Below are 18,178 nucleotides of genomic sequence, written 5' to 3'. Positions count from 1 at the left end.
GGCCGATCATGCCACGCACGCCTGTCGGGTCCAGGTCGATTCCGGCCACCGTCCGGGCTCAGAACAGCAGCACGACCTTGCCCGACAGACCGCCCGCCTCGAAGCGTTCATGGGCCGCGCGCACCTCGGTGACCGGGTAGTACGCGGCCACCCGTACCTCCAGCCGCCCCGCGTCGACCAGGCCGACCAGCTCCGCGAGGTCCTCACCGCTCTCCTGGACGTAACTCCTGGCCGCGCCCGGCACGTCCGGCAGCGGCTCGTCGGAGACCGAGACGTACAGCCCGCCGTCGGCGAGCGCGGAGGAGACGTCGACGCCCGCGGTGTCGAGCACCGCATCGTACGCCCCCGCGGGCAGCTCCGCGACGGAGTGCGTCACGGCCGAGGCACCGAACTCCCTGACGACATCGATGTGTTCGGGCCGGGAGACCAGTCCGTCGACCGCCACGTCGGCCTGCCGGGCCAGTTGGACCGCGAGTCCGCCCACCGCGCCCGCCGCCCCGGTGACCAGCAGACGGGTGCGGGTCTTCGGGCGCAGCGCCGCAAGGGCCTGCACCGCCGTGGTTCCGGCGAGCGGCAGTGTCGCGGCCTGCGCCAGGGTGAGCGTCGCAGGGGCGTGTGCGAGGAGCCGTTCCGGCAGGCGGACCAGTTCGGCCCAGGTGCCCAGGCCCGTGGCCGGCTGCGCGGACATCGCGATCACCCGGTCGCCGACCGCGAACCTCGGCGACGGGCTCGCCACGACGACGCCGGCCAGGTCCCAGCCGAGCGTCCCCGGCAGGGCGGGGCCCACGTCCCATGCCCGGGTCTTCCGGTCCACCGGGTTCAGGCTGCTCGCGACGGTGCGTACCAGCACCTCGCCGGCGCCCGGCTCCGGGTCGTCGACCTCCCGTACGGTGAGCACCTCGGGCCCGCCGTGGACATCGATCCGTACTGCGCGCATGGCGGCAACTCCTCACGTTCCGGGCCGTGTTCGGGCCGGCGGCGACCGCGGTGGCCCCCATCGGAGTTCACGCTAAAGTCTCACATCAGTGTGAGGGTCAAGCCGGGGAGGCCGCCATGCGGATCGGCGAGATGGTGCGGCGCACCGGGGTCGGCGAGCGGTTGCTGCGCTACTACGAGGAGCAGGGCCTGCTGGCACCGGCACGCCTGCCCAGCGGCTACCGCGTCTACGGCGAGCGGGATGTCGAGACGGTCCGCCGCATCCGCACCCTGCTCGCCGCCGGGCTCACCACGGACACCATCGCGAGGGTGCTGCCGTGCGTCCGCGAGGAGGGTGAGCGGCTGGTGCCGGTCTGTCCGGACCTGGTCGCGGAACTGCGCCGGGAGCGGGAGCGGATCAGCCGCGCGATCGATGCTCTCCAGGCGTCGCGCGGCATGCTGGACCGCGTCATCGAGGCGGGCCCGCAGCCGGTGGCGGCGGGCTCCCGGTAGGCCTGAAAAGGGCGGTGGCGGGGCGTACCGCCCGTACAATTCGGTGCCGAACGACCGCGGGCCGCACCGGGCCCGCGGTCCCGAACACGAGGTGAGGGAGCGACCGTGCCCAGCGAGCGGTCCATCAGCGAGGCGGAGAAGCTCGCGGAGGCGAAGCTCGGCGGTATCGCCCTGCGCCGGGAGCAGATGGCCGCCGTGGCCAACATCTACCGGGCCGCCTCGGCCGTCCGCCACCACCTGGAGAACTCCGTGCTGCGCGGCTCCGACCTGACCTGGACCGCCTTCGTGGTGCTGTGGGTCGTCTGGGTGTGGGGCGAGTCGGAGACCCGGCACGTGGCCGAGGAGGCGGGGATCTCCAAGGGCACCCTGACCGGGGTGGCCCGCACCCTGGAGTCGCGCGGTCTGCTGCGCCGCGCCGGTCATCCCACCGACGGCCGGCTCGTTCTGGTGGCCCTCACCGAGGAGGGCGAGGACTTCATGCGCCGGGTCTTCCCCGCCTTCAACGAGGAGGAGTCCTTCGTCACCGCCCGCCTGAGCGACGCGGAGTGCCGCACCCTCGCGGACGGCCTGCGCCAGGTGGTCCTCCAGGTCGAGGAGCAGGGCGAGGAGCGGCGCAGGTCGCTGCTGAACGGCGAGCCGCCCACGCCGCGCCGCAGCGGGCGACGGCCCGGGAAGTAGCCCCGGGAGCGCCGCCCGCCGGGCCGGGCCTACCCGGTCGTCCGCCGGGCCTGACCTACCCGGTCGTCCGCCGGCCCGACCACTCGCGCGCCGCCTCCACCAGCGCGTCGAACAGCCGCTGCTGGGCCGGGTCCTCCGCCGCCGTGTCCTCGGGATGCCACTGCACACCGACGAACAGCCCGTCGTGCGCGGTGAGTTCGACCGCCTCCACCGTTCCGTCCGCCGCACGCGCGGTGGCGGTCAGCCCCTCTCCCAGCCGGTCCAGGTGCTGGTGGTGATAGCAGGACGCCTCCGTCTTGTCGGCCCCCGTGATCCGTGCGAGCACCGAACCGGGGGCGAGGGAGACGGGGTGCCTGAGGTGGCGGTGGTCGCGCCCTGGGCCGCCCATGTCCTGGTGGAGCGTGCCGCCCAGGACCGTGTTCACCACCTGGAGCCCCCGGCAGACGGCGAGGAGCGGCAGCCGGGCGGCGAGGGCCCGGCGGGCGAGTTCCAGGTCGAAGGCGTCCTGTTCGTCGTCCACGTCGTAGACGGCCGCATGGGTGTGGGCGGCGCCGTAGCGGTGGGGGGCGAGGTCCCCGCCGCCGGGCAGCAGCAGAGCGTCGAAGCGGAAGAGGCGGGAGGCCACCTCGGCGGGGTCCGCCGTGCCGCCGGGGGCGTGCGGGTGCAGGGTCGCGGGTTCGCCGCCGGCCCGCCACACGGCCTCGACCAGGGCACGCGCGTTGACCTCGGCGGCGTGCCGCAGGGCCGAGGTGGTGGCGGAGAAGCGGGCGGGTACGGCGATCAGGGGTCGGTGGGTCACAACTGGATCCAGGTGGTCTTCAGCTCGGTGTACTTCTCCAGGGCGTGGACGGACTTGTCGCGTCCGTTGCCGGACTGCTTCATGCCGCCGAAGGGCACGGTCAGATCGCCCTCCTCGTAGCAGTTGACCCACACCGTCCCGGCCCTGAGCGCGCGGGACACCCGGTGCGCCGTGGACAGGTCGGAGGTCCACAGGCCGGCGGCGAGGCCGTACTCGGTGGCGTTGGCGAGGGCCACGGCCTCTTCCACGTCGTCGAAGGCGAGGACGGACAGCACGGGCCCGAAGACCTCCTCACGGGCGAGCCGGCTGTCGGGGGCGACCCGGTCGAAGACGGTCGGTTCGAGGTAGACGCCGCCGGTCTCGGTGAGGGTGCGCGAGCCTCCGGTGCGCAGCCGGGCGCCGTCCTCGGCCGCGGCGCCGACATGGCCGAGCACGCGGGTCAGATGGTCCTCGCCGACGAGGGCGCCCATCTCGGTCACGGGGTCGAGCGGGTCGCCCACCCGCAGGGCGCGGGCCCGGCCCACGATCGCCTCGGTGACCTGTTCGGCGACCGAGGAGTGGACCAGCAGCCGGGAGGGCGCGGTGCACATCTCGCCCTGGTTGAAGAAGATGCCCCAGGCGGCGGTGGCGGCGGCCTTGTCGAGGTCGGGGGCGTCCGGCAGGACGATGTTGGGGGACTTGCCGCCGAGTTCCAGCCAGACCCGCTTGAGGTTGGAGTCGGCCGAGTAGCGCAGGAAGTGGCGGCCCACGGCGGTGGAGCCGGTGAAGGCGAGGACGTCGACGTCCGGGTGCAGTCCGAGGGCGCGGCCCGCCACGGGTCCGTCGCCGTTGACGACATTGAGCACGCCCGGCGGCAGCCCTGCCTCCAGGGCGAGCCGGCCGAGCAGCAGCGCCGACAGGGGTGAGTTCTCCGAGGGTTTGAGGACGACCGTGCAGCCGGCGGCCAGTGCGGGCGCGATCTTCCAGCCGGCCAGCGTCAGCGGGAAGTTCCACGGCACGACGGCGCCGACGACACCGGCGGGCTCGCGGGTGACCAGGGCCAGCGCGTCGGGCGCGGTGTGCGGGGACTCGTCGGTGAGCTTGTCGGCGAGCTGTCCGTACCAGCGGAACGTGCTGGTCACGGCGCGCAGCTCGATGTCGTACGCCTCGCGGACGGGCTTGCCCATCTCCAGGCTGACCGTCAGGGCCAGTTCGGCCCGGTGCGCGTCGAGGAGGTCGGCGAGGCGCACCAGGGTCCGGCCGCGGTCGGCGGGGGCGAGGCGCGGCCAGGGGCCGTGGTCGAAGGCGCGGCGCGCGGCCGCCACGGCGGCGTCGATCTCGGCCGCGCCACCGTCGGCGGCCTCGGTCAGCACCCGGCCGTCGCGCGGCGACACGACCGCGAACGTGCTGCCGCCGCCGGCCTCCTCGGCGCCGTCGATCAGATGGGTGCTCGGCGGCTGGAACTCCTCGGCCCGGCGGAGCCAGTCGTCGTGCGTGGATACGGTCATGCGGTCCTCCGGGTCATGGGTCGTACGGTCCTCCGGTCCGGGGAGGGGGCCGCCCGCCGCGGGTCGGTGCGTGCGGGTCGGGCGGCCCGGGGATATCGGCGCGGGGCGGTCGGCCCGCGGAATCAGAGCAGGTCGGGGGTCTGGCGTCGTCGTCGCATCCGTTCGTTGGCCACGCCCAGCGCCAGCACCACGGGCACGGTGGCCACCAGCCAGACCGCGGTGCTCACCTCGCCGCCGATGAGAGTGGTGAAGTTGGCCAGGATCAGCCAGATCGCGCCCGCGAGGCCGATGGCGCCGAGCACGGGGGCGAGCAGGGTGTGCCACAGGCGGGTGTCCACGCGCCGGCGGCGGAAGAAGACGACGACCGACACCGAGGTCAGCAGGTAGAGCAGCATCATCGCGAGGACGGCGAGCCCGCTGAACCACGAGAAGAGGGTGAGCACCGGGTCCTTGCCGGCCAGCGCGAACGGCACGACGAGCAGGACCGCGATGACGGTCTGGACGCAGCCCGCGGCCCAGGGGGCGTGCCGCCCGTTGATGCGGCACAGGCCGACGGGCAGCTGCCGGTCCCGGCCGAGGGAGAAGAGGTAGCGGTTGGCGGAGTTGTGGAAGGTCAGGATGCCGGCGAACAGGGAGGTGGCGAGCAGGACCGGCAGCACCTCCCCGGCCCAGCCGCCGAACTGGGCGGCGATGGGCGCGAAGACGAAACCGGCGGAGTCGCCGTGCGCCAGCGCGCGGGAGGCCGCGCCCGGTGCCTTGGAGGGGCCGTAGGCGGAGATCAGCATCCAGGAGACGAGCGCGAAGAAGCCGGTGACGACGATGACCGACAGATAGGTGGCGCGGGGCACCGTCTTCCTGGGCTCCTTCGCCTCCTCGCCGTAGATGGCGGTGGCCTCGAAGCCGAACATCGACGCCACGGCGAACATGATGGCGACGCCCGGTGCGCCCTGGAGGGCGGCCGACGGGGAGAAGCTGCTCGCGACGCCCAGTCCCTCGGGGCCGCCGCCCCTGGCCAGGGTGACCAGGCTGAACACCAGCAGGATGCTGAACTCGGCGAGCACGAAGACGGCCAGGACACGGGCGCCCATCTCGATGCCCGCGGCGCCCAGCGCCTGGACGACGGCCATGGTGACCACGGTGTAGACCCACCAGGACAGGTGGATACCGGTGTGGTCCGCGACGAGCGAGCTGGCGATGGAGCCGTACAGGCCGTACATGGCCGCCTGGATCACGCAGTACGCGAAGAGGGCGACGCTCGCGCTGCCGGCCCCGGCCGTCCGGCCGAGCCCGGTGCCGATATAGGTGTAGAAGGCGCCGGCGTCCACGACGTGCCGGCCCATCGCGACGAAGCCGACGGAGAAGAGGAGGATCACGGCGCCGGCCAGCACGTAGGCGGCCGGGGTGCCGGAGCCGTTGCCGATGGCGACCGAGATCGGGGCCGCGCCGGCGATGCCCGTCAGCGGGGCCTGACCGGACAGGACGAAGAAGAGGATGCCCAGGACGCCGAGGGCGTTGGGCTTGAGCGTGGCTGCGGTGGGGGCGTCCTTCACGGTCCGCGGGGCGGAGGCCGTCTGACTGTCCACTCGGATCACCTGCCAGAGAAGGGGAAAGGATCGTTTCAGGCCAAACGAGTTGCCTCATCGTGGGGCCGAACTATCCGTTTGACAAGGGGGTGGGAGCAGGGAATCCCGTCGTGCGTCGAATCCTTACGGCGCCGTGACCGGCGGGCACGGCGCCGTGACCGCGGGGCCCGCCGAGGGGCCTGCGCGCGGGGGCCGTCAGCCCTCGGCCGCCCGTGCCTCCAGCAGGGCCCGCAGCTCCCCGAGGGCTTCCTCGGTGACCTCCCGCTCGCCGAAGACGAGCTGGTGCAGCACCAGGCCCTCCAGCGCGGCGAAGACCAGCCGGGACAGGCCGCGGCTCACCGTCCCCGGCAGGATCCGGTCCAGCTCCCGCGCGCTGGCCTGGAAGTACTCCTCGTACAGGGCGCGCAGGTGCGCGAGCAGCTCCGGCCGGCGCCGGGCCTCCAGGAGCAGCTCGTACTGGAACGCCTGGAGTTCGGGACCGGAGTCGACCATGTCGGGCAGACCGCCGGCGAAGTCGGCCGCCCGGCCGGTGCCGATGTCGAGGGCGCTGCTGTGCAGGGAGGCGCGGATGGCGTGGGTGACGGCCTCCTCGATCAGCGCGTCACGCGAACCGAAGTGGTGCACGACCAGGCCGTGGGTGACCCCGGCCTCCTCCGCCACGGCCCGGTAGGTGAGCTTGCGCAGCCCGCCGCGGGCGACCACGCGCACGGCGGCGTCCAGGAGGGCCACCCGCCCCGTCCCGTAGTGGTTCACGCGCTTGCGGGTCGGGCGCTCACCGGGGTGCGGGACGGAGTCGGTCATGGTCCCGACCCTACCCGCGCCGCCGCGCTCACCGCTTCGGCGGCCTGATGCCGCGGAACTCCCAGTCGCCGCCGAGCGCGGTCGACAGCACCTCCTCGGACTCCGTGGGCTGGGCACCGACGTCACCGCGGATCGGCGCCGGTCCCGTGACGATGTGGTTGGTGAGCCTGCCGAGGCCCTCGACCTCGACCTCCACGACGTCCCCGGGCCGGACGGGGCGGGAGTTGGCCGGGGTGCCGGAGAGCAGGACGTCGCCCGGGTGGAGGGTGATGGTGCGGGCGATGTCGGCGACGAGGTAGTGCATGTCCCACTTCATCTCGTCGGTCGAACCGTCCTGGACCACCTCGCCGTTGACGTAGGTCTTCAGGCTCTTGCCGCGGAAGTCCCAGTCCGTGACCAGGCCGGGGCCGAGCGGGCAGAGGGTGTCGGAGCCCTTGACCCGGAGCATGGAGCCGGCGTCGGTGTCGCGGAAGTCGTGCAGTCCGTAGTCGTTGGCGACGGTGTACCCGGCGATGTACTCCCCCGCCTGGTCCGGGGCGATGTTGCGTGCCGTCCGGCCGATGACGATGGCGACCTCGCCCTCGTAGTTCAGCCACTTGCAGCCCTCGGGCCGCACGACGGCGCCCCGGTGGGCGTTCAGGGCCGAGGTCGGCTTGTGGAAGTAGGTCGGGGTGTCGGGGAGGCCGATCCGGAACTCCTCGACCCGGCTGCGGTGGTTGAGGTGGACGGCGATCACCTTCGAGGGGACGACGGGGGGCAGGTGCCGGGCCTCCTCGGCCCTGACACGGCGGCCGTCACCGGCGACCAGTTCGTCGCCGTCGACGGTGACCTGGACGGTCGCGCCGTCCAGGAGGATGCGGCGGTATTCGGGCATGTCGGTCTGCTCCTCAGAGGCTGTGCGGAGTGGCGGGGGCGGCGCCGGTCCAGCCGTCGGCCGGGCGGTCGAACCAGAGGTGCACCTGGCCGGTGCCGATCGAGTTCTCGTACGCGCCGTACTGGCGGGCCCTGGCGGTGCATGCGTGCTCGCCGAGGGCGCCGGCCATCATCAGGTAGTGGAAGAACCGCGCCTCGGGCTTGAACTTCCAGAACTCGTCCATGGTGTCGAGGACCTTGTCGTGGCGGCCCTCCTTGAACCAGTCGATCCGCTCCAGGTCGGCCTCGCGCGCCTCGGGCGTGAAGATGTGCGCCGGATCGCTGGCCTCGTGGTCGCGCAGCTCGCGCAGCGGCCAGAAGGTGTGCGAGAGGGCGCCGGAGGCGATCAGCAGCACCCGGCGGCCGGGTGTGGCGGCGATGCCGTCGGCCAGCGCGCGGCCGAGGCGCAGATGGTCCTCCATGTCGCCGGTCTGGCAGACGCCGATGCTCACCCACCGCTTGTCCGGCAGGCCCTCGCCGAGGAGCTTCCAGAGGTTGATGGTGGCGTAGAAGACCGGCAGATACGCGTCGTCGACGGCGGTGATCCAGGTGCCGTGCCGGTCCGCGAACCCCGCGATGTTGCGGGCGAGTTCGGGGTCGCCCGGAAAGTCGTACGGCATCCGGCTCATGCCGCGCGGCAGTTCCTCGGAGGTGAACAGGCCCGCCCTGCGGTCCTGCGCGGTGACGACGAACTCGACGGTGGTGGCCCAGTGCGAGTCGAGGACGACGACGGTGTCGTAGTCGTCGCGCTCGAAGACCTCCTCGCGCAGCTGCCGGAGGCCGGTGACGAGGGTGATCTCCTCGCCCTCGTTCAGCTCCCTGCGCGTCTCCTCCGGGAGCACGATGGTGGGGACGTGGGCGAGCAGCCCGGCCCCGACGATCTCACCCATGGTCCTGCCATCCCTTCGGCGCGGTGACGGTGTTCTTCAGGTCGCAGTAGAAGTCGAAGCTCCACGTGCCTCCCTCGCGTCCGACGCCGGACTGGCGGGAGCCGCCGAAGGGGGCCTGGAGGTCGCGGACGAAGAAGCAGTTGACCCAGACGGTGCCGGCCACCAGTCGCGCGGTGACGCGTTCGGCGCGCGCGGGGTCGCCGGTGACGACGGTGGCCGCGAGCCCGAACCGGGTGCCGTTGGCCAGGCGCACCGCCTCGTCCTCGTCGGCGAAGGTCTGGAGGGTGAGAACCGGTCCGAAGACCTCCTCCTGCACGATCTCGGAGTCCTGCGCGACATCGGTGAGCAGGGTGGGCGCGTAGTACTGGCCGTCCCGCCGGTGGCCGCCGACGACCGCGCGGGCCCCGGCGGCGAGGGCCCGCTGGACGAAGCCGTCGATCTTCTCCAGCTGGCGCGGGTGGATGGTGGGTCCGATGTCGGTGGCCTCGTCGCGGGGGTCGCCCTGGCGCAGCCGGGCCGCCTTGTCCACGAAGCGCCTCGTGAACTCCGCCGCGACCGTCTCCTCGACCAGCAGCCTGGTGCCGGCCAGGCACACCTGGCCCGCGTTGTCGTACTGCTCGACCGCGAGGTCCACGGCGAGGTCCAGGTCGGCGTCCGCGAACACCAGCAGCGGGGACTTGCCGCCCAGCTCCAGGCTCAGCGGCGTCAGCCGGGCGGCGGCGGACGCGGCGATGCGCTGCGCGGTCGGCACCGAGCCGGTGAAGCTGATGCGGCGCACGTCGGGGTGCGAGGTGAGGACGTCGCCGATCTCGGAGCCGTAGCCCTGGACGATGTTGAGGACACCGGCGGGCAGGCCGGCCTCCGCGGCGATGTCGGCGAGCAGGGAGGCGGTCAGCGGGGACCACTCGGCGGGCTTGAGCACGACGGTGTCGCCGGCCGCGAGGGCCGGAGCGACCTTCCAGGTGGCCAGCATCAGGGGCGCGTTCCACGGCGTGATCAGCACGCAGGGGCCGGCCGGGTCCCAGCTGACGTGGTTGGTGTGGCCGCGCGTCTCGAAGTCCTCGTGGTCCAGGCGCAGCAACCAGTCGGCGAAGAACCGGAAGTTGTGGGCGACCCGGGGCATGACACCGCGCCGGTGGGAGCGCAGCAGGGCGCCGTTGTCGGTGGTCTCCACGACGGCCAGCTCCTCCAGCCGCTTCTCGACGCCGTCGGCGATGGCGTGCAGGACGCGGGCGCGCTCGGCACGCGGTGTGGCGGCCCATCCGGGGAAGGCCGCCTTGGCGGCGGCGACGGCCGCGGCGGCCTCCGCCTCGGTGCCGCGGGCGATCTCACCGATGACCGCGCCGTCGATGGGTGAGGTGTCGGTGAAGGTCCCGGCGGAGGCGACGCGTTCGCCGCCGATCCAGTGCCGGGTGTCGACGGTGACCCCGGCGACGGTGGTGAAGGGGGTGCTCATGGCGTGGGGCTCCTCGGGGTGGTTCGGGTGCGGGGTCACTCGGCACCGGAGGTGCCGGACTCCAGCAGGCGTCCGCCGTCCCAGACCACCCCCACCTGCCGGTAGTACGCGGCGATCGGCTCACGGATCTCCAGCCGGGCCAACTCCTCGGTGGGCGACTCGAAGAGCTCCAGCTCGGCCTCTCCCACCCACGCCTGGCCGCCCTCGAAGGCGGCCGCGCCGGCCTCGACCAGCTCGTCCAGGGCGAGGCCCTTGCCCTTCTCGATGGAGGGCAGCCACCGGTGGTGGGCCATGGGGTGGGAGTTGACGAAGCCGTTGGTCTCCGAGGGCTCCCGCAGGGTGACGACGGCCTGCGCGAGGCGCCGGTCGGCCGCGGCGAGGGTCGCCCCGAAGCGCGCCCCGGCCTCGATGCGCGGCGCGGGCCCGTAGGGGTGCGGGCGGGTCTGGTGGATGGAGCCGAACTTCTTGGGGTAGCCCTGGTGCAGCCCCCGGGCGATGGCGAAGTCCTTGTCCACCCAGATGTACACACACCGTGTGTAGGTCCGCCCCCGGTACATGCAGCGCACGACCGCGAACGCCTCCTTGTACTGGGCGCGCACCGGGTCGAGCAGTTCCTCCCCGAAGGCACTGCAGGACTGCCAGTCGGCCCAGATCAGCGCGACCGCGCCGGGATCCTCCTCGGCCAGCTCAAGGGGTTCGGGGAGCAGTTCGCGCACCCGTGCGGGGTCGGTGCGGTACTCGACGGTGAGCAGGTCGCCGGAGTAGCGCCAGGGCGGGGAGGGGATCAGCGAGGAGGCTCCGGTCGCCGTCTTGGGGTGGAGGAATCCACGGACACTGGTCACGGACGTTCCTTACGCGGTGAGGGCGGGTTGCTGGAGGAGTTGGGCCCGGTACCGGGCGGCCGCGGTCGCGGCGGCCGGGCCGCCGAGGGCGACGACCCCGACCAGGCGGCCGTCCGCGTGGTAGCCGGCGAGGACGTCGCCGTCCGGGTCGCCGTCCAGGACGCGCACGTCGTCCCGGCCGAGGGCGGGGGCGCCGAAGGACTGGAGCCTGAAGTCGTGCTGGTCGCTCCAGAAGGTCGGCAGGGGCGCGAACGGCCCGAGTCCGGCGTCGCCGCCGGTGAGGTGGGCGGCGAGGACCCGGGCGGCGTGCTTGGCGGTGTCCGTGGGGATCGACCAGTGCTCGACGCGCCGCGGTACGCGGTCGTAGCGGGCGTTGGGGAAGCGGGCCACGTCGCCGACGGCGACCACGTCGGGGCGTCCGCCGGCCCGCAGGTGCGCGTCGGTCAGGACGCCGTCGGTCAGGTCGAGACCGTTGCCGTCGAGCCACTCGGTGTTGGCGACGGAGCCGACCGACTCGACCACCACGTCGGCGGGGAGCACCCTGCCGTCGGACAGGACGACCCCGGTGACCCGGTCGCCGCCCTCGAAGGCGGTCACCCCGGCGCCGAGCGCGAAGCGTACCCCGCGCTGTTCATGGCGCTTCAGCAGTGAGGTGGCCAGCAGCTCGCCGAGCGGTCCGACCATGGGCAGCGGCAGCGGGTCGACCACGGTCACCTCGGCGGCGCCGAGGGCCACGGCGGTGGCGGCCACCTCGCAGCCGATGAACCCGGCGCCCACCACGACCACCCGTGCGCCCGGCCGGGTCAGCGCCGCGCGCAGCCCCCGGGCATCGTCCAGGGTGCGCACGGTGTGCCGACCGGTGAGCGGCCCGGGGCAGCGCAGCCGCCGCGGCCGCATCCCGGTGGCCACGACGAGTCCGCCGTACGGCAGGGTCTCGCCGCTGTCGAGTCGTACGACGCGCCGTTCGAGGTCGGCCGCGACGACCTGGGTGCCCAGGCGCCAGGACACATCGGCGACGCCGGCGCGGGGCCGGAAGGCGAGCGACTCGAAGGGGGCCTTGCCGACCAGGACCTCCTTGGACAGCGGCGGCCGGTTGTACGGCATGTGGGGCTCGTCCCCCACCAGGGTGATCGGCCCCTCCCAGCCGGCGGCGCGCAGCTGCTCGGCGGCGCGCAGACCGGCCAGGGAGGCACCGGCCACGACGACGGTCGCGCTCATGGCTCAGGCCTCGATCCGGATGGCCTGGAGCGGGCAGACGTCGGCGGCCTCCTCGACCTGCTCGCGCAGGGATTCGTCGGGGTCGGGGACGTAGGCCAGGTGACCGTCGTCGTCGAAGCGGAAGACGTCGGGCGCGGCGAAGACGCACTGACCGTGGTCCTGGCACTGGTTCATGTCGACGACGACCTTCATGGCCGGTCCTCCTGGTGCTGGGGGGAGCGTCGGAAAGAGAGGGGGAGCAGAGGGGAAGTGGGGCCCGGACGGCGTGTCCGGGCCCCGGCCAAAGGGGTGCGGCGACCACGGCACGACGGCCCTGGTGTGCGTCCGCGCCCCCAACTCGTTTGGCATCAAACAACATAGGAACGGGCGGCCCCCTGGTCAATAGCTATCCAGGTGGATAAATTTCTGCGCCGGAACCCTTGCGGGAAAGTGACGGGCGTCCCTACCGTTTGGCACCAAACGAACGACGGGTCCGCCGCGCCTCCCGCGGTGCGCCGCCGTTCCCTCCCCCTCTCCGTCCCAGCGCCCCGAGCCCTGGGAGGCGCCCCCTTCCCCTAGAGGAGACACCGGTGAGCGCATCCGACACCCCACCCGTCCGCCGCCATGTGGAGCGGCTGGCAGCCGAGGGCATCGACGTGGTCCGGGTGACCTATCCCGACCTCATCGGCACCGAGCGGGCCCGGGACGTCCTGCTGGACCACCTGCCCTCCGCCTGCGAGCACGGTCTCGCGTTCTGCCGCGCCGTCTACCACACCAGCCCGCAGGGCGACGTGGTGCCGGTCGCCGGCGGGCTGGACGCCGGTCTGCCCGACATCTGCGTGCGCCCCGACCTCGACACCCTGACCGCCCTGCCCTGGGAGCCCGGGGTCGCCGCCTGCCTCGGCGACGTCACCGACCCGGCCACCGGAGCGCCCGCACCCGAGTCCCCCCGCGATCTGCTGCGCGCCGTGGTCGAACGCTGCCACGAGCACGGACTGCGCCCGGTGGTGGGCCCGGAGCTGGAGTACTTCCTGTGCGAGAGCACCCCGGACAGCCCGGCCGGCTGGCGCCGCTACAGCGATGCCCGGGGCGTCGTCTACACCGCGGGGCTGCGCGCCGACGGCGACAACCACCTGCTGCGCACCCTGCGCCTGCTGCACGGCATGGACATCGGGGTCAGCAGCGGCAACCACGAGTTCGACGGTTCGCAGTTCGAGATCAATCTGACCCACGGCGACGCCCTGGCCGCCGCCGACCGCGCCTTCCGCTTCAAGGCCGCGGTCAAGGAACTGGCCCGCAAGGAGAACCGCCTGGCCACCTTCATGGCCAAGCCCTTCAACGACGCCGGCGGTTCGGGCTTCCACCTCCATCTGTCCTGTGCGGACGAGGAGGGCGGCAATGTCTTCGACGGCCCGTCCGGCCCCTACGGCCTGTCCGCCACCGCCCGCCACGCCCTGGCCGGCGTGCTCGCCCACGCCCCCGCCCTCGCGGCCCTGGCCAACCCGACCGTCAACTCGTACAAGCGGTTCGGGCCGGACACCCTCGCGCCCTGGCTGATCGACTGGGGCCTGGACAACCGCAGCGCCATGGTCCGCGTCCCGCCCGAGCGCGGCTCCGGCGCGCGCTTCGAACTGCGCCTGGGCGACGCGAGCGCCAACCCGTACCTGCTGATCGCGGGCACGCTCGCCGCCGCGCTGCTGGGCGTGCTGGCCGGCGAGGAGCCGCCCGCACCGCTGGAGGGCTACGGCTACGACACCGCCAAGTCCCCCATGCTGCCGACCACCCTGCCCGCCGCGCTGGACGCCCTGGAGGCGGACGCGGCACTGGCCGAGGTGCTCGGCAAGGACTTCACCGCTTCCTACCTCTCGTACAAGCGCGACGAGGTCGCGCGCTTCCACCGGCACGTCACCGACTGGGAGTTCACCGAGTACGCGTACCACCTGTGACCGAGTACCGCCACCACCCCTGCCGCCGAGGAGCCCACCGCCCATGACCATTCCCGCCCTGTCCGTGCCCGAGGCCGTGCGCGAACCCCTGCCGCTCGCCGACGTCGACCTCGCGAACCTGGACAACTTCACCGACGGCGTGACCCCGTGGCGCATGTTCCACACCCTGCGCCACGAGGACCCGGTGCACTGGCAGCCCGAGGAGGCCCCCAACTCCGGTTTCTGGTCCGTCACCCGGCACGCCGACATCGCCCGCGTGGACCGGGACGCGGAGACCTTCACCTCGATGAAGTTCGTCAACCTCGAAGAGGTCGACGAGGACCAGATCAAGAAGCGCGCGTCCATCCTGGAGCTGGACGGCGTCCGCCACCGCGCCCTGCGCAGCCTGCTGCAACGGCAGTTCGGCGCGAGCGTCATCAACGGCTACGCCGACTTCCTGCGCGGTCTGACCGCCACCACCCTGGACGCGGCCCTCGCCAAGGGCACCTTCGACTTCGTCAAGGACGTCTCCGCCGACTTCCCCATCAACGTGCTCGCGCGGCTGCTGGACGTGCCCCCGGAGGACAACCAGCAGCTCATCGACTGGGGCAACCGCATCATCGGCAACACCGACCCCGATTACGCGGACGTGCTCCTGCACAGCGAGGAGAGCGAGAAGTACCGCGATCTGCCCTTCCGCTCCCCCGCGTCGCTCGAAGTCTTCGCCTACGGCCGCGAGCTGGCCCGGCAGCGCAAGGGCGGCGACGGCACCGACCTGATCTCCCGGCTGGTCAACGAGACCCCGCGCGACGGGGTGCCGTTGTCCGCGCAGGACTTCGACAACTTCTTCCTGCTGCTGGTCGTGGCCGGCAACGAGACGACCCGCCACACCATCAGCCACTCCATGCTGGCCCTCCTCCAGCACCCCGAGCAGCTCGCCCGTCTCCAGGAGGACCCGTCCCTCATCCCGACGGCGGTGGAGGAGTTCCTGCGCTGGGCCTCCCCCGTCTACCACTTCCGCCGCACCGCGACCCGCGACGTCGAACTCGGCGGGAAGCGGATCAGGGAGGGCGACAAGGTCGTCATGTGGTTCGCCTCGGGCAACCGCGACGAGGACGTGTTCGGCGATCCCTACACCCTCGACGTCGCCCGGCGGAACAACGACCACGTCACCTTCGGCAAGGGCAGCCCGCACCTGTGCCTGGGCAACCTGCTGGCGCGCACCGAGATCCGCATCATGTTCGAGGAGCTGATCCCGCGCCTCGCGGGCATCCGGCTCGCCGGTGACGTGCCGCGGGTGCGCTCCAACTTCGTCAACGGCATCAAGCGGCTCCCGGTGGAGGTGACGCCGGCCTGAGGAGTCAGGCCACCCCGGGGACCGGGCCGTCCGGCAGCTCCAGCAGTTCACATCCCAGTTGGTGCAGCGCCCGGTCTATCCCGGGACGGGTGGCGAGCCGGGGGGTGCGGGCCACGTCGTTGACGACGGTCAGGACGGTCTGCACCCGGACGCGGGCCTCGGACGGGCCCATGGCCGGGTGGACCGCGTGCAGCAGTTGCAGCCACTCCGCGATGTAGTCGCGCTGGAACTGACGGGCGCGCAGCCGGTCCGCCTCCTGGAGGTGCTCGGCCTCGGTGGCGATCACCGTCACCAGGTGCCGGGAGACCAGCGCGTTGCGGGTGTAGCGCCACACCAGGCGCCGTAGCGCGCCGGCGTGGTCCTGGGCCGAGGCGAGCACCTCGGCCAGGTCGACCCAGAGCCGTTCGACGCCGCGGTGCACGGCGGTGGCGAGGAGCTCGTGCTTGCTGGCGAAGTGGTGGTAGATGCTCTGGCCGGCGATCCCGACGGCCGCGCCGGTGTCCTCCAGGCTGACCGAGGCGTAGCCGCGCTCGGCGAACAGTTCGGTCGCGGCGGCGAGCAGGGCCTCCCGGCGCGAGCGGTGCCGCAACCGGCCCCCGGGTGCGTCGAGCCGGGGTTCGCCGAGGCGGGGCGGGGCCGCCGTGGCGACGCGGTGCATCAGACGCGCGACGAGGTCCGGCGTGGCGAGTTCCACGTGCTGGTAGGCGAGGCCGGCCGCCACCCCGAGCGTGCCCCAGGACAGCAGCTCGGTGTGGGCAGGGTCCAGGTTCGGCCGCGCGGCGGTCAGTTGGCCGGCGAGGGTGCGCCGGGCCGCGTGCAGCCGGCGGGCGAGCTCCGCGTACTGCTCGGCGGGCAGGTGCCGGGCCTCGCGCTGCCACAGCACGCCCAGCTCACGCCGGGCCAGCGCGGATGCCGCGAAGTCCCGCACCAGGACGTCGAGTTCGCCGGGACCGGCCGGGTAGAGCCCGGCCAGGCAGGAGTCGAGGGCCTCGGCGACGACGGCGTGCAGCAGCTCCTGCTTGCCGCCGAAGTGCCGGTAGAGGGCCGAGGGGCCGATGCCCACGGCCGCCGCGATGTCGCTCATCGCCGCGTTGGCGTAGCCGTCGCGGGAGAACAGCTCCCGCGCGGCGGCGATGATCAGCTCCCGGCGGTTGCGCGGACGCGTGGCCCGCACGAGCGGCGGGACCGGCTGCGCGGCGGACCCCGCGGGAGCAGCACCGGGCCCCGCGGGTGCAGCACCGGGCCCCGCGGGTGCAGCACCGGCTTCCGCCGCCCCTGTGCGGCCGACCGCCGCCGCGGACTCCGCGGCTCCCGCGCGGACGCCCGCCGTCTCCGCCTCGGTCCCGACCCTCACCGTCACCTCCAGACAGGCGAGCCGACTCCTCCTGGACCGGCGACCTAGCCGAGTTCCAGCGAACGGCCGATGATCTCCTTCATGATCTCGGTCGTGCCCGCGTAGATCCGGCTCACCCTACTGTCCTGCCAGGCCCGCGCGATCGGGTACTCCAGCATGTAGCCGTACCCACCGTGCAGCTGGACGCAGGCGTCCATGACCCGGCCCTGGAGTTCGGTGCACCACCACTTGGCCTTGGCGGCGTCGACGACCGTCAACTCGCCCGAGTTCAGGGCCAGTACGCACCGGTCGAGGTAGTGCTGGGCCACCTCGATCTCGGTGGACAGCTCGGCGAGCCGGTGCCGGATCACCTGGAGGGTGCCGATCGGCTTGCCGAACGCCTTGCGCTCACGGACGTACTCGACGGTCCACTCGAAGGCGGCCGCCGCCTGGGCCAGACCGGCGATCGCGACCGACATCCGCTCCTGCGCGAGATTGCGCGTCAGGGCGAAGAAGCCCTCGCCCTCCTCTCCGAGCAGGTTGGCCGCCGGCACGCGCGCCCCGGTGAAGACCAGTTCCGCGGTGTCCTGGGCGTGCAGACCGACCTTCTCCAGCTTGCGGCCGCGCTCGAAGCCCGGGGTGCCGCGCTCCACGACGATCAGGCTGAGCCCGCGGTGCGGGTGCTCGCCGGTGCGGACGGCGACGACGACCAGGTCGGCGTTGATGCCGTTGGTGATGAACGTCTTCGCGCCGTCGATGACGTAGTGGTCGCCGTCCCGGACCGCCTTGGTACGGATGCCGGACAGGTCGGAACCGGTGCCGGGCTCGGTCATGGCGACCGCCGTGATCAACTCGCCGGAGGCGATACCGGGGAGCCAGCGCGCCTTCTGCTCGTCGTCGGTCTGGTCGAGGAAGTAGGGCAGGCACACGTCCGCGTGCAGGGTGGGCCCGAGGATCGCCGGGATGGCCCCCACCCGGGCACCCTCCTCGTGCAGGATCGTGTTGTAGCGGAAGTCCTGGATCCCCGCGCCGCCGAACTCCTCGGGCACGGCGATGCCGAGCGCGCCGAGGGCGCCCAGACCGGTGAACAGCTCACGGGGCACGATGCCCGCCTTGTCCCAGTCCGCGTAGTGCGGCACGACGTGCTTGGCGATGAAGGCCCGCACGCTCTCGCGGTAGTCCTCGTGCTCGGCTTCGAAAAGGGTTCGCTTCATGATCATCTTTCTCGGGGGATCGAGAACCGCGGATGGTGCCGCCGTACGGCCGAATGCGCCAGCGGAGACTACTCGGGATTCACTTGAGGTGGAAGTGGTGAAGCAGCGGCGGGTGAGGCGGGGTGGGGTGGTACGGGACACCCGGCCCGCGCTCTGATCCCGGTTCACAAAGCCGCGCCCCCGACTGTGCCGCTGGTCACATCGGGTCCGACTACTGCGTTTTACTAGGACGTCCTAGTATTTCCCTGATCAGCGTCCCCCGACCTGTCCCGGAAG

Annotated in this window: 17 protein-coding genes; 4 read left to right on the top strand and 13 right to left on the bottom strand. The window is 72.7% G+C overall.

The features are described from left to right. Positions 1-58: 58 nt before the first annotated feature. Positions 59-937, bottom strand: a complete 879-nt coding sequence (locus QSK45_RS11005; protein WP_285555623.1) for an NADP-dependent oxidoreductase — start codon at positions 935-937, stop codon at positions 59-61. 116 nt (positions 938-1,053) lie between these two features. Between QSK45_RS11005 and QSK45_RS11000 the strand changes: the two genes are divergently transcribed. Both QSK45_RS11000 and QSK45_RS10995 read left to right on the top strand, forming a co-directional pair. Beyond that, positions 1,054-1,428: a MerR family transcriptional regulator gene (locus QSK45_RS11000; RefSeq protein ID WP_285555621.1), complete on the top strand. Its 375-nt coding sequence runs from the start codon at positions 1,054-1,056 to the stop codon at positions 1,426-1,428. A gap of 105 nt (positions 1,429-1,533) precedes the next feature. After that, positions 1,534-2,106, top strand: coding sequence for a MarR family winged helix-turn-helix transcriptional regulator (locus QSK45_RS10995; protein WP_285555619.1), 573 nt, complete (start codon positions 1,534-1,536; stop codon positions 2,104-2,106). 55 nt (positions 2,107-2,161) lie between these two features. Here the strand turns inward: QSK45_RS10995 and QSK45_RS10990 are convergent, their stop codons facing one another. The 10 genes from QSK45_RS10990 to QSK45_RS10945 form a co-directional block, all read right to left on the bottom strand. Further along, on the bottom strand, positions 2,162-2,905 hold the full coding sequence (locus tag QSK45_RS10990) for a gamma-glutamyl-gamma-aminobutyrate hydrolase family protein (RefSeq protein WP_285555616.1): 744 nt from the start codon (positions 2,903-2,905) through the stop codon (positions 2,162-2,164). Continuing rightward, positions 2,902-4,392 carry an aldehyde dehydrogenase gene (locus QSK45_RS10985; protein WP_285555615.1) on the bottom strand — a complete coding sequence of 497 codons (1,491 nt, stop codon included), beginning with the start codon at positions 4,390-4,392 and terminating at the stop codon, positions 2,902-2,904. The genes QSK45_RS10990 and QSK45_RS10985 overlap by 4 nt, the downstream gene beginning before the upstream one ends. 122 nt (positions 4,393-4,514) lie before the next feature. Beyond that, entirely contained in the window at positions 4,515-5,975 is a 1,461-nt protein-coding gene (locus QSK45_RS10980) for an APC family permease (protein ID WP_285555613.1), read from the bottom strand. 195 nt (positions 5,976-6,170) lie between these two features. Next, a complete protein-coding gene (locus QSK45_RS10975) occupies positions 6,171-6,776 on the bottom strand; it encodes a TetR/AcrR family transcriptional regulator (RefSeq protein WP_285555611.1) in 606 nt (201 codons plus the stop codon). Between the two features lie 28 nt (positions 6,777-6,804). Further along, the gene (locus QSK45_RS10970) at positions 6,805-7,650 is read right to left on the bottom strand and encodes a fumarylacetoacetate hydrolase family protein (protein WP_285555609.1); all 846 of its coding nucleotides are present in this window, start codon (positions 7,648-7,650) and stop codon (positions 6,805-6,807) included. 13 nt (positions 7,651-7,663) lie between these two features. Next, positions 7,664-8,578, bottom strand: a complete 915-nt coding sequence (locus tag QSK45_RS10965; protein WP_285555607.1) for a 3,4-dihydroxyphenylacetate 2,3-dioxygenase — start codon at positions 8,576-8,578, stop codon at positions 7,664-7,666. Beyond that, positions 8,571-10,034, bottom strand: coding sequence for an aldehyde dehydrogenase (locus QSK45_RS10960; protein ID WP_285555605.1), 1,464 nt, complete (start codon positions 10,032-10,034; stop codon positions 8,571-8,573). The genes QSK45_RS10965 and QSK45_RS10960 overlap by 8 nt, the downstream gene beginning before the upstream one ends. A gap of 35 nt (positions 10,035-10,069) precedes the next feature. Continuing rightward, positions 10,070-10,876, bottom strand: a complete 807-nt coding sequence (locus tag QSK45_RS10955) for an acetoacetate decarboxylase family protein (RefSeq protein WP_285555603.1) — start codon at positions 10,874-10,876, stop codon at positions 10,070-10,072. 9 nt (positions 10,877-10,885) lie between these two features. After that, positions 10,886-12,094, bottom strand: a complete 1,209-nt coding sequence (locus QSK45_RS10950) for an NAD(P)/FAD-dependent oxidoreductase (protein WP_285555601.1) — start codon at positions 12,092-12,094, stop codon at positions 10,886-10,888. Between the two features lie 3 nt (positions 12,095-12,097). After that, positions 12,098-12,286 carry a ferredoxin gene (locus QSK45_RS10945; protein ID WP_285555599.1) on the bottom strand — a complete coding sequence of 63 codons (189 nt, stop codon included), beginning with the start codon at positions 12,284-12,286 and terminating at the stop codon, positions 12,098-12,100. Positions 12,287-12,663: 377 nt separating this feature from the next. Here QSK45_RS10945 and QSK45_RS10940 point away from each other — a divergent pair, with 377 nt between their 5' ends. Further along, positions 12,664-14,019, top strand: a complete 1,356-nt coding sequence (locus QSK45_RS10940; protein ID WP_285555597.1) for a glutamine synthetase family protein — start codon at positions 12,664-12,666, stop codon at positions 14,017-14,019. Between the two features lie 43 nt (positions 14,020-14,062). Further along, positions 14,063-15,355 carry a cytochrome P450 gene (locus tag QSK45_RS10935; protein ID WP_285555595.1) on the top strand — a complete coding sequence of 431 codons (1,293 nt, stop codon included), beginning with the start codon at positions 14,063-14,065 and terminating at the stop codon, positions 15,353-15,355. 4 nt (positions 15,356-15,359) lie between these two features. On the opposite strand, the gene QSK45_RS10930 is transcribed toward QSK45_RS10935, so the two are convergent. Beyond that, entirely contained in the window at positions 15,360-16,529 is a 1,170-nt protein-coding gene (locus QSK45_RS10930) for a TetR/AcrR family transcriptional regulator (protein WP_285555593.1), read from the bottom strand. 224 nt (positions 16,530-16,753) lie between these two features. Continuing rightward, positions 16,754-17,902, bottom strand: coding sequence for an acyl-CoA dehydrogenase family protein (locus QSK45_RS10925; protein ID WP_285555591.1), 1,149 nt, complete (start codon positions 17,900-17,902; stop codon positions 16,754-16,756). Between the last annotated feature and the right edge of the window lie 276 nt (positions 17,903-18,178).

The organism is Streptomyces hygroscopicus subsp. hygroscopicus (assembly GCF_030269125.1).
Lineage (GTDB): Bacteria > Actinomycetota > Actinomycetes > Streptomycetales > Streptomycetaceae > Streptomyces > Streptomyces hygroscopicus_C.
Note: the sequence above shows the minus strand (reverse complement) of the source record. Positions and strands in the feature narration are given on the sequence as shown.

Excerpts from the sequence above, each read along its gene's own strand:
- QSK45_RS11005 (WP_285555623.1), bottom strand. The coding sequence starts at position 937 with ATGCGCGCAGTACGGATCGATGTCCACGGCGGGCCCGAGGTGCTCACC.
- QSK45_RS10950 (WP_285555601.1), bottom strand. The coding sequence starts at position 12,094 with ATGAGCGCGACCGTCGTCGTGGCCGGTGCCTCCCTGGCCGGTCTGCGC.
- QSK45_RS10945 (WP_285555599.1), bottom strand. The coding sequence starts at position 12,286 with ATGAAGGTCGTCGTCGACATGAACCAGTGCCAGGACCACGGTCAGTGC.
- QSK45_RS10935 (WP_285555595.1), top strand. The coding sequence starts at position 14,063 with ATGACCATTCCCGCCCTGTCCGTGCCCGAGGCCGTGCGCGAACCCCTG.
- QSK45_RS10985 (WP_285555615.1), bottom strand. The coding sequence starts at position 4,392 with ATGACCGTATCCACGCACGACGACTGGCTCCGCCGGGCCGAGGAGTTC.
- QSK45_RS10960 (WP_285555605.1), bottom strand. The coding sequence starts at position 10,034 with ATGAGCACCCCCTTCACCACCGTCGCCGGGGTCACCGTCGACACCCGG.
- QSK45_RS10965 (WP_285555607.1), bottom strand. The coding sequence starts at position 8,578 with ATGGGTGAGATCGTCGGGGCCGGGCTGCTCGCCCACGTCCCCACCATC.
- QSK45_RS11000 (WP_285555621.1), top strand. The coding sequence starts at position 1,054 with ATGCGGATCGGCGAGATGGTGCGGCGCACCGGGGTCGGCGAGCGGTTG.
- QSK45_RS10925 (WP_285555591.1), bottom strand. The coding sequence starts at position 17,902 with ATGAAGCGAACCCTTTTCGAAGCCGAGCACGAGGACTACCGCGAGAGC.
- QSK45_RS10975 (WP_285555611.1), bottom strand. The coding sequence starts at position 6,776 with ATGACCGACTCCGTCCCGCACCCCGGTGAGCGCCCGACCCGCAAGCGC.
- QSK45_RS10970 (WP_285555609.1), bottom strand. The coding sequence starts at position 7,650 with ATGCCCGAATACCGCCGCATCCTCCTGGACGGCGCGACCGTCCAGGTC.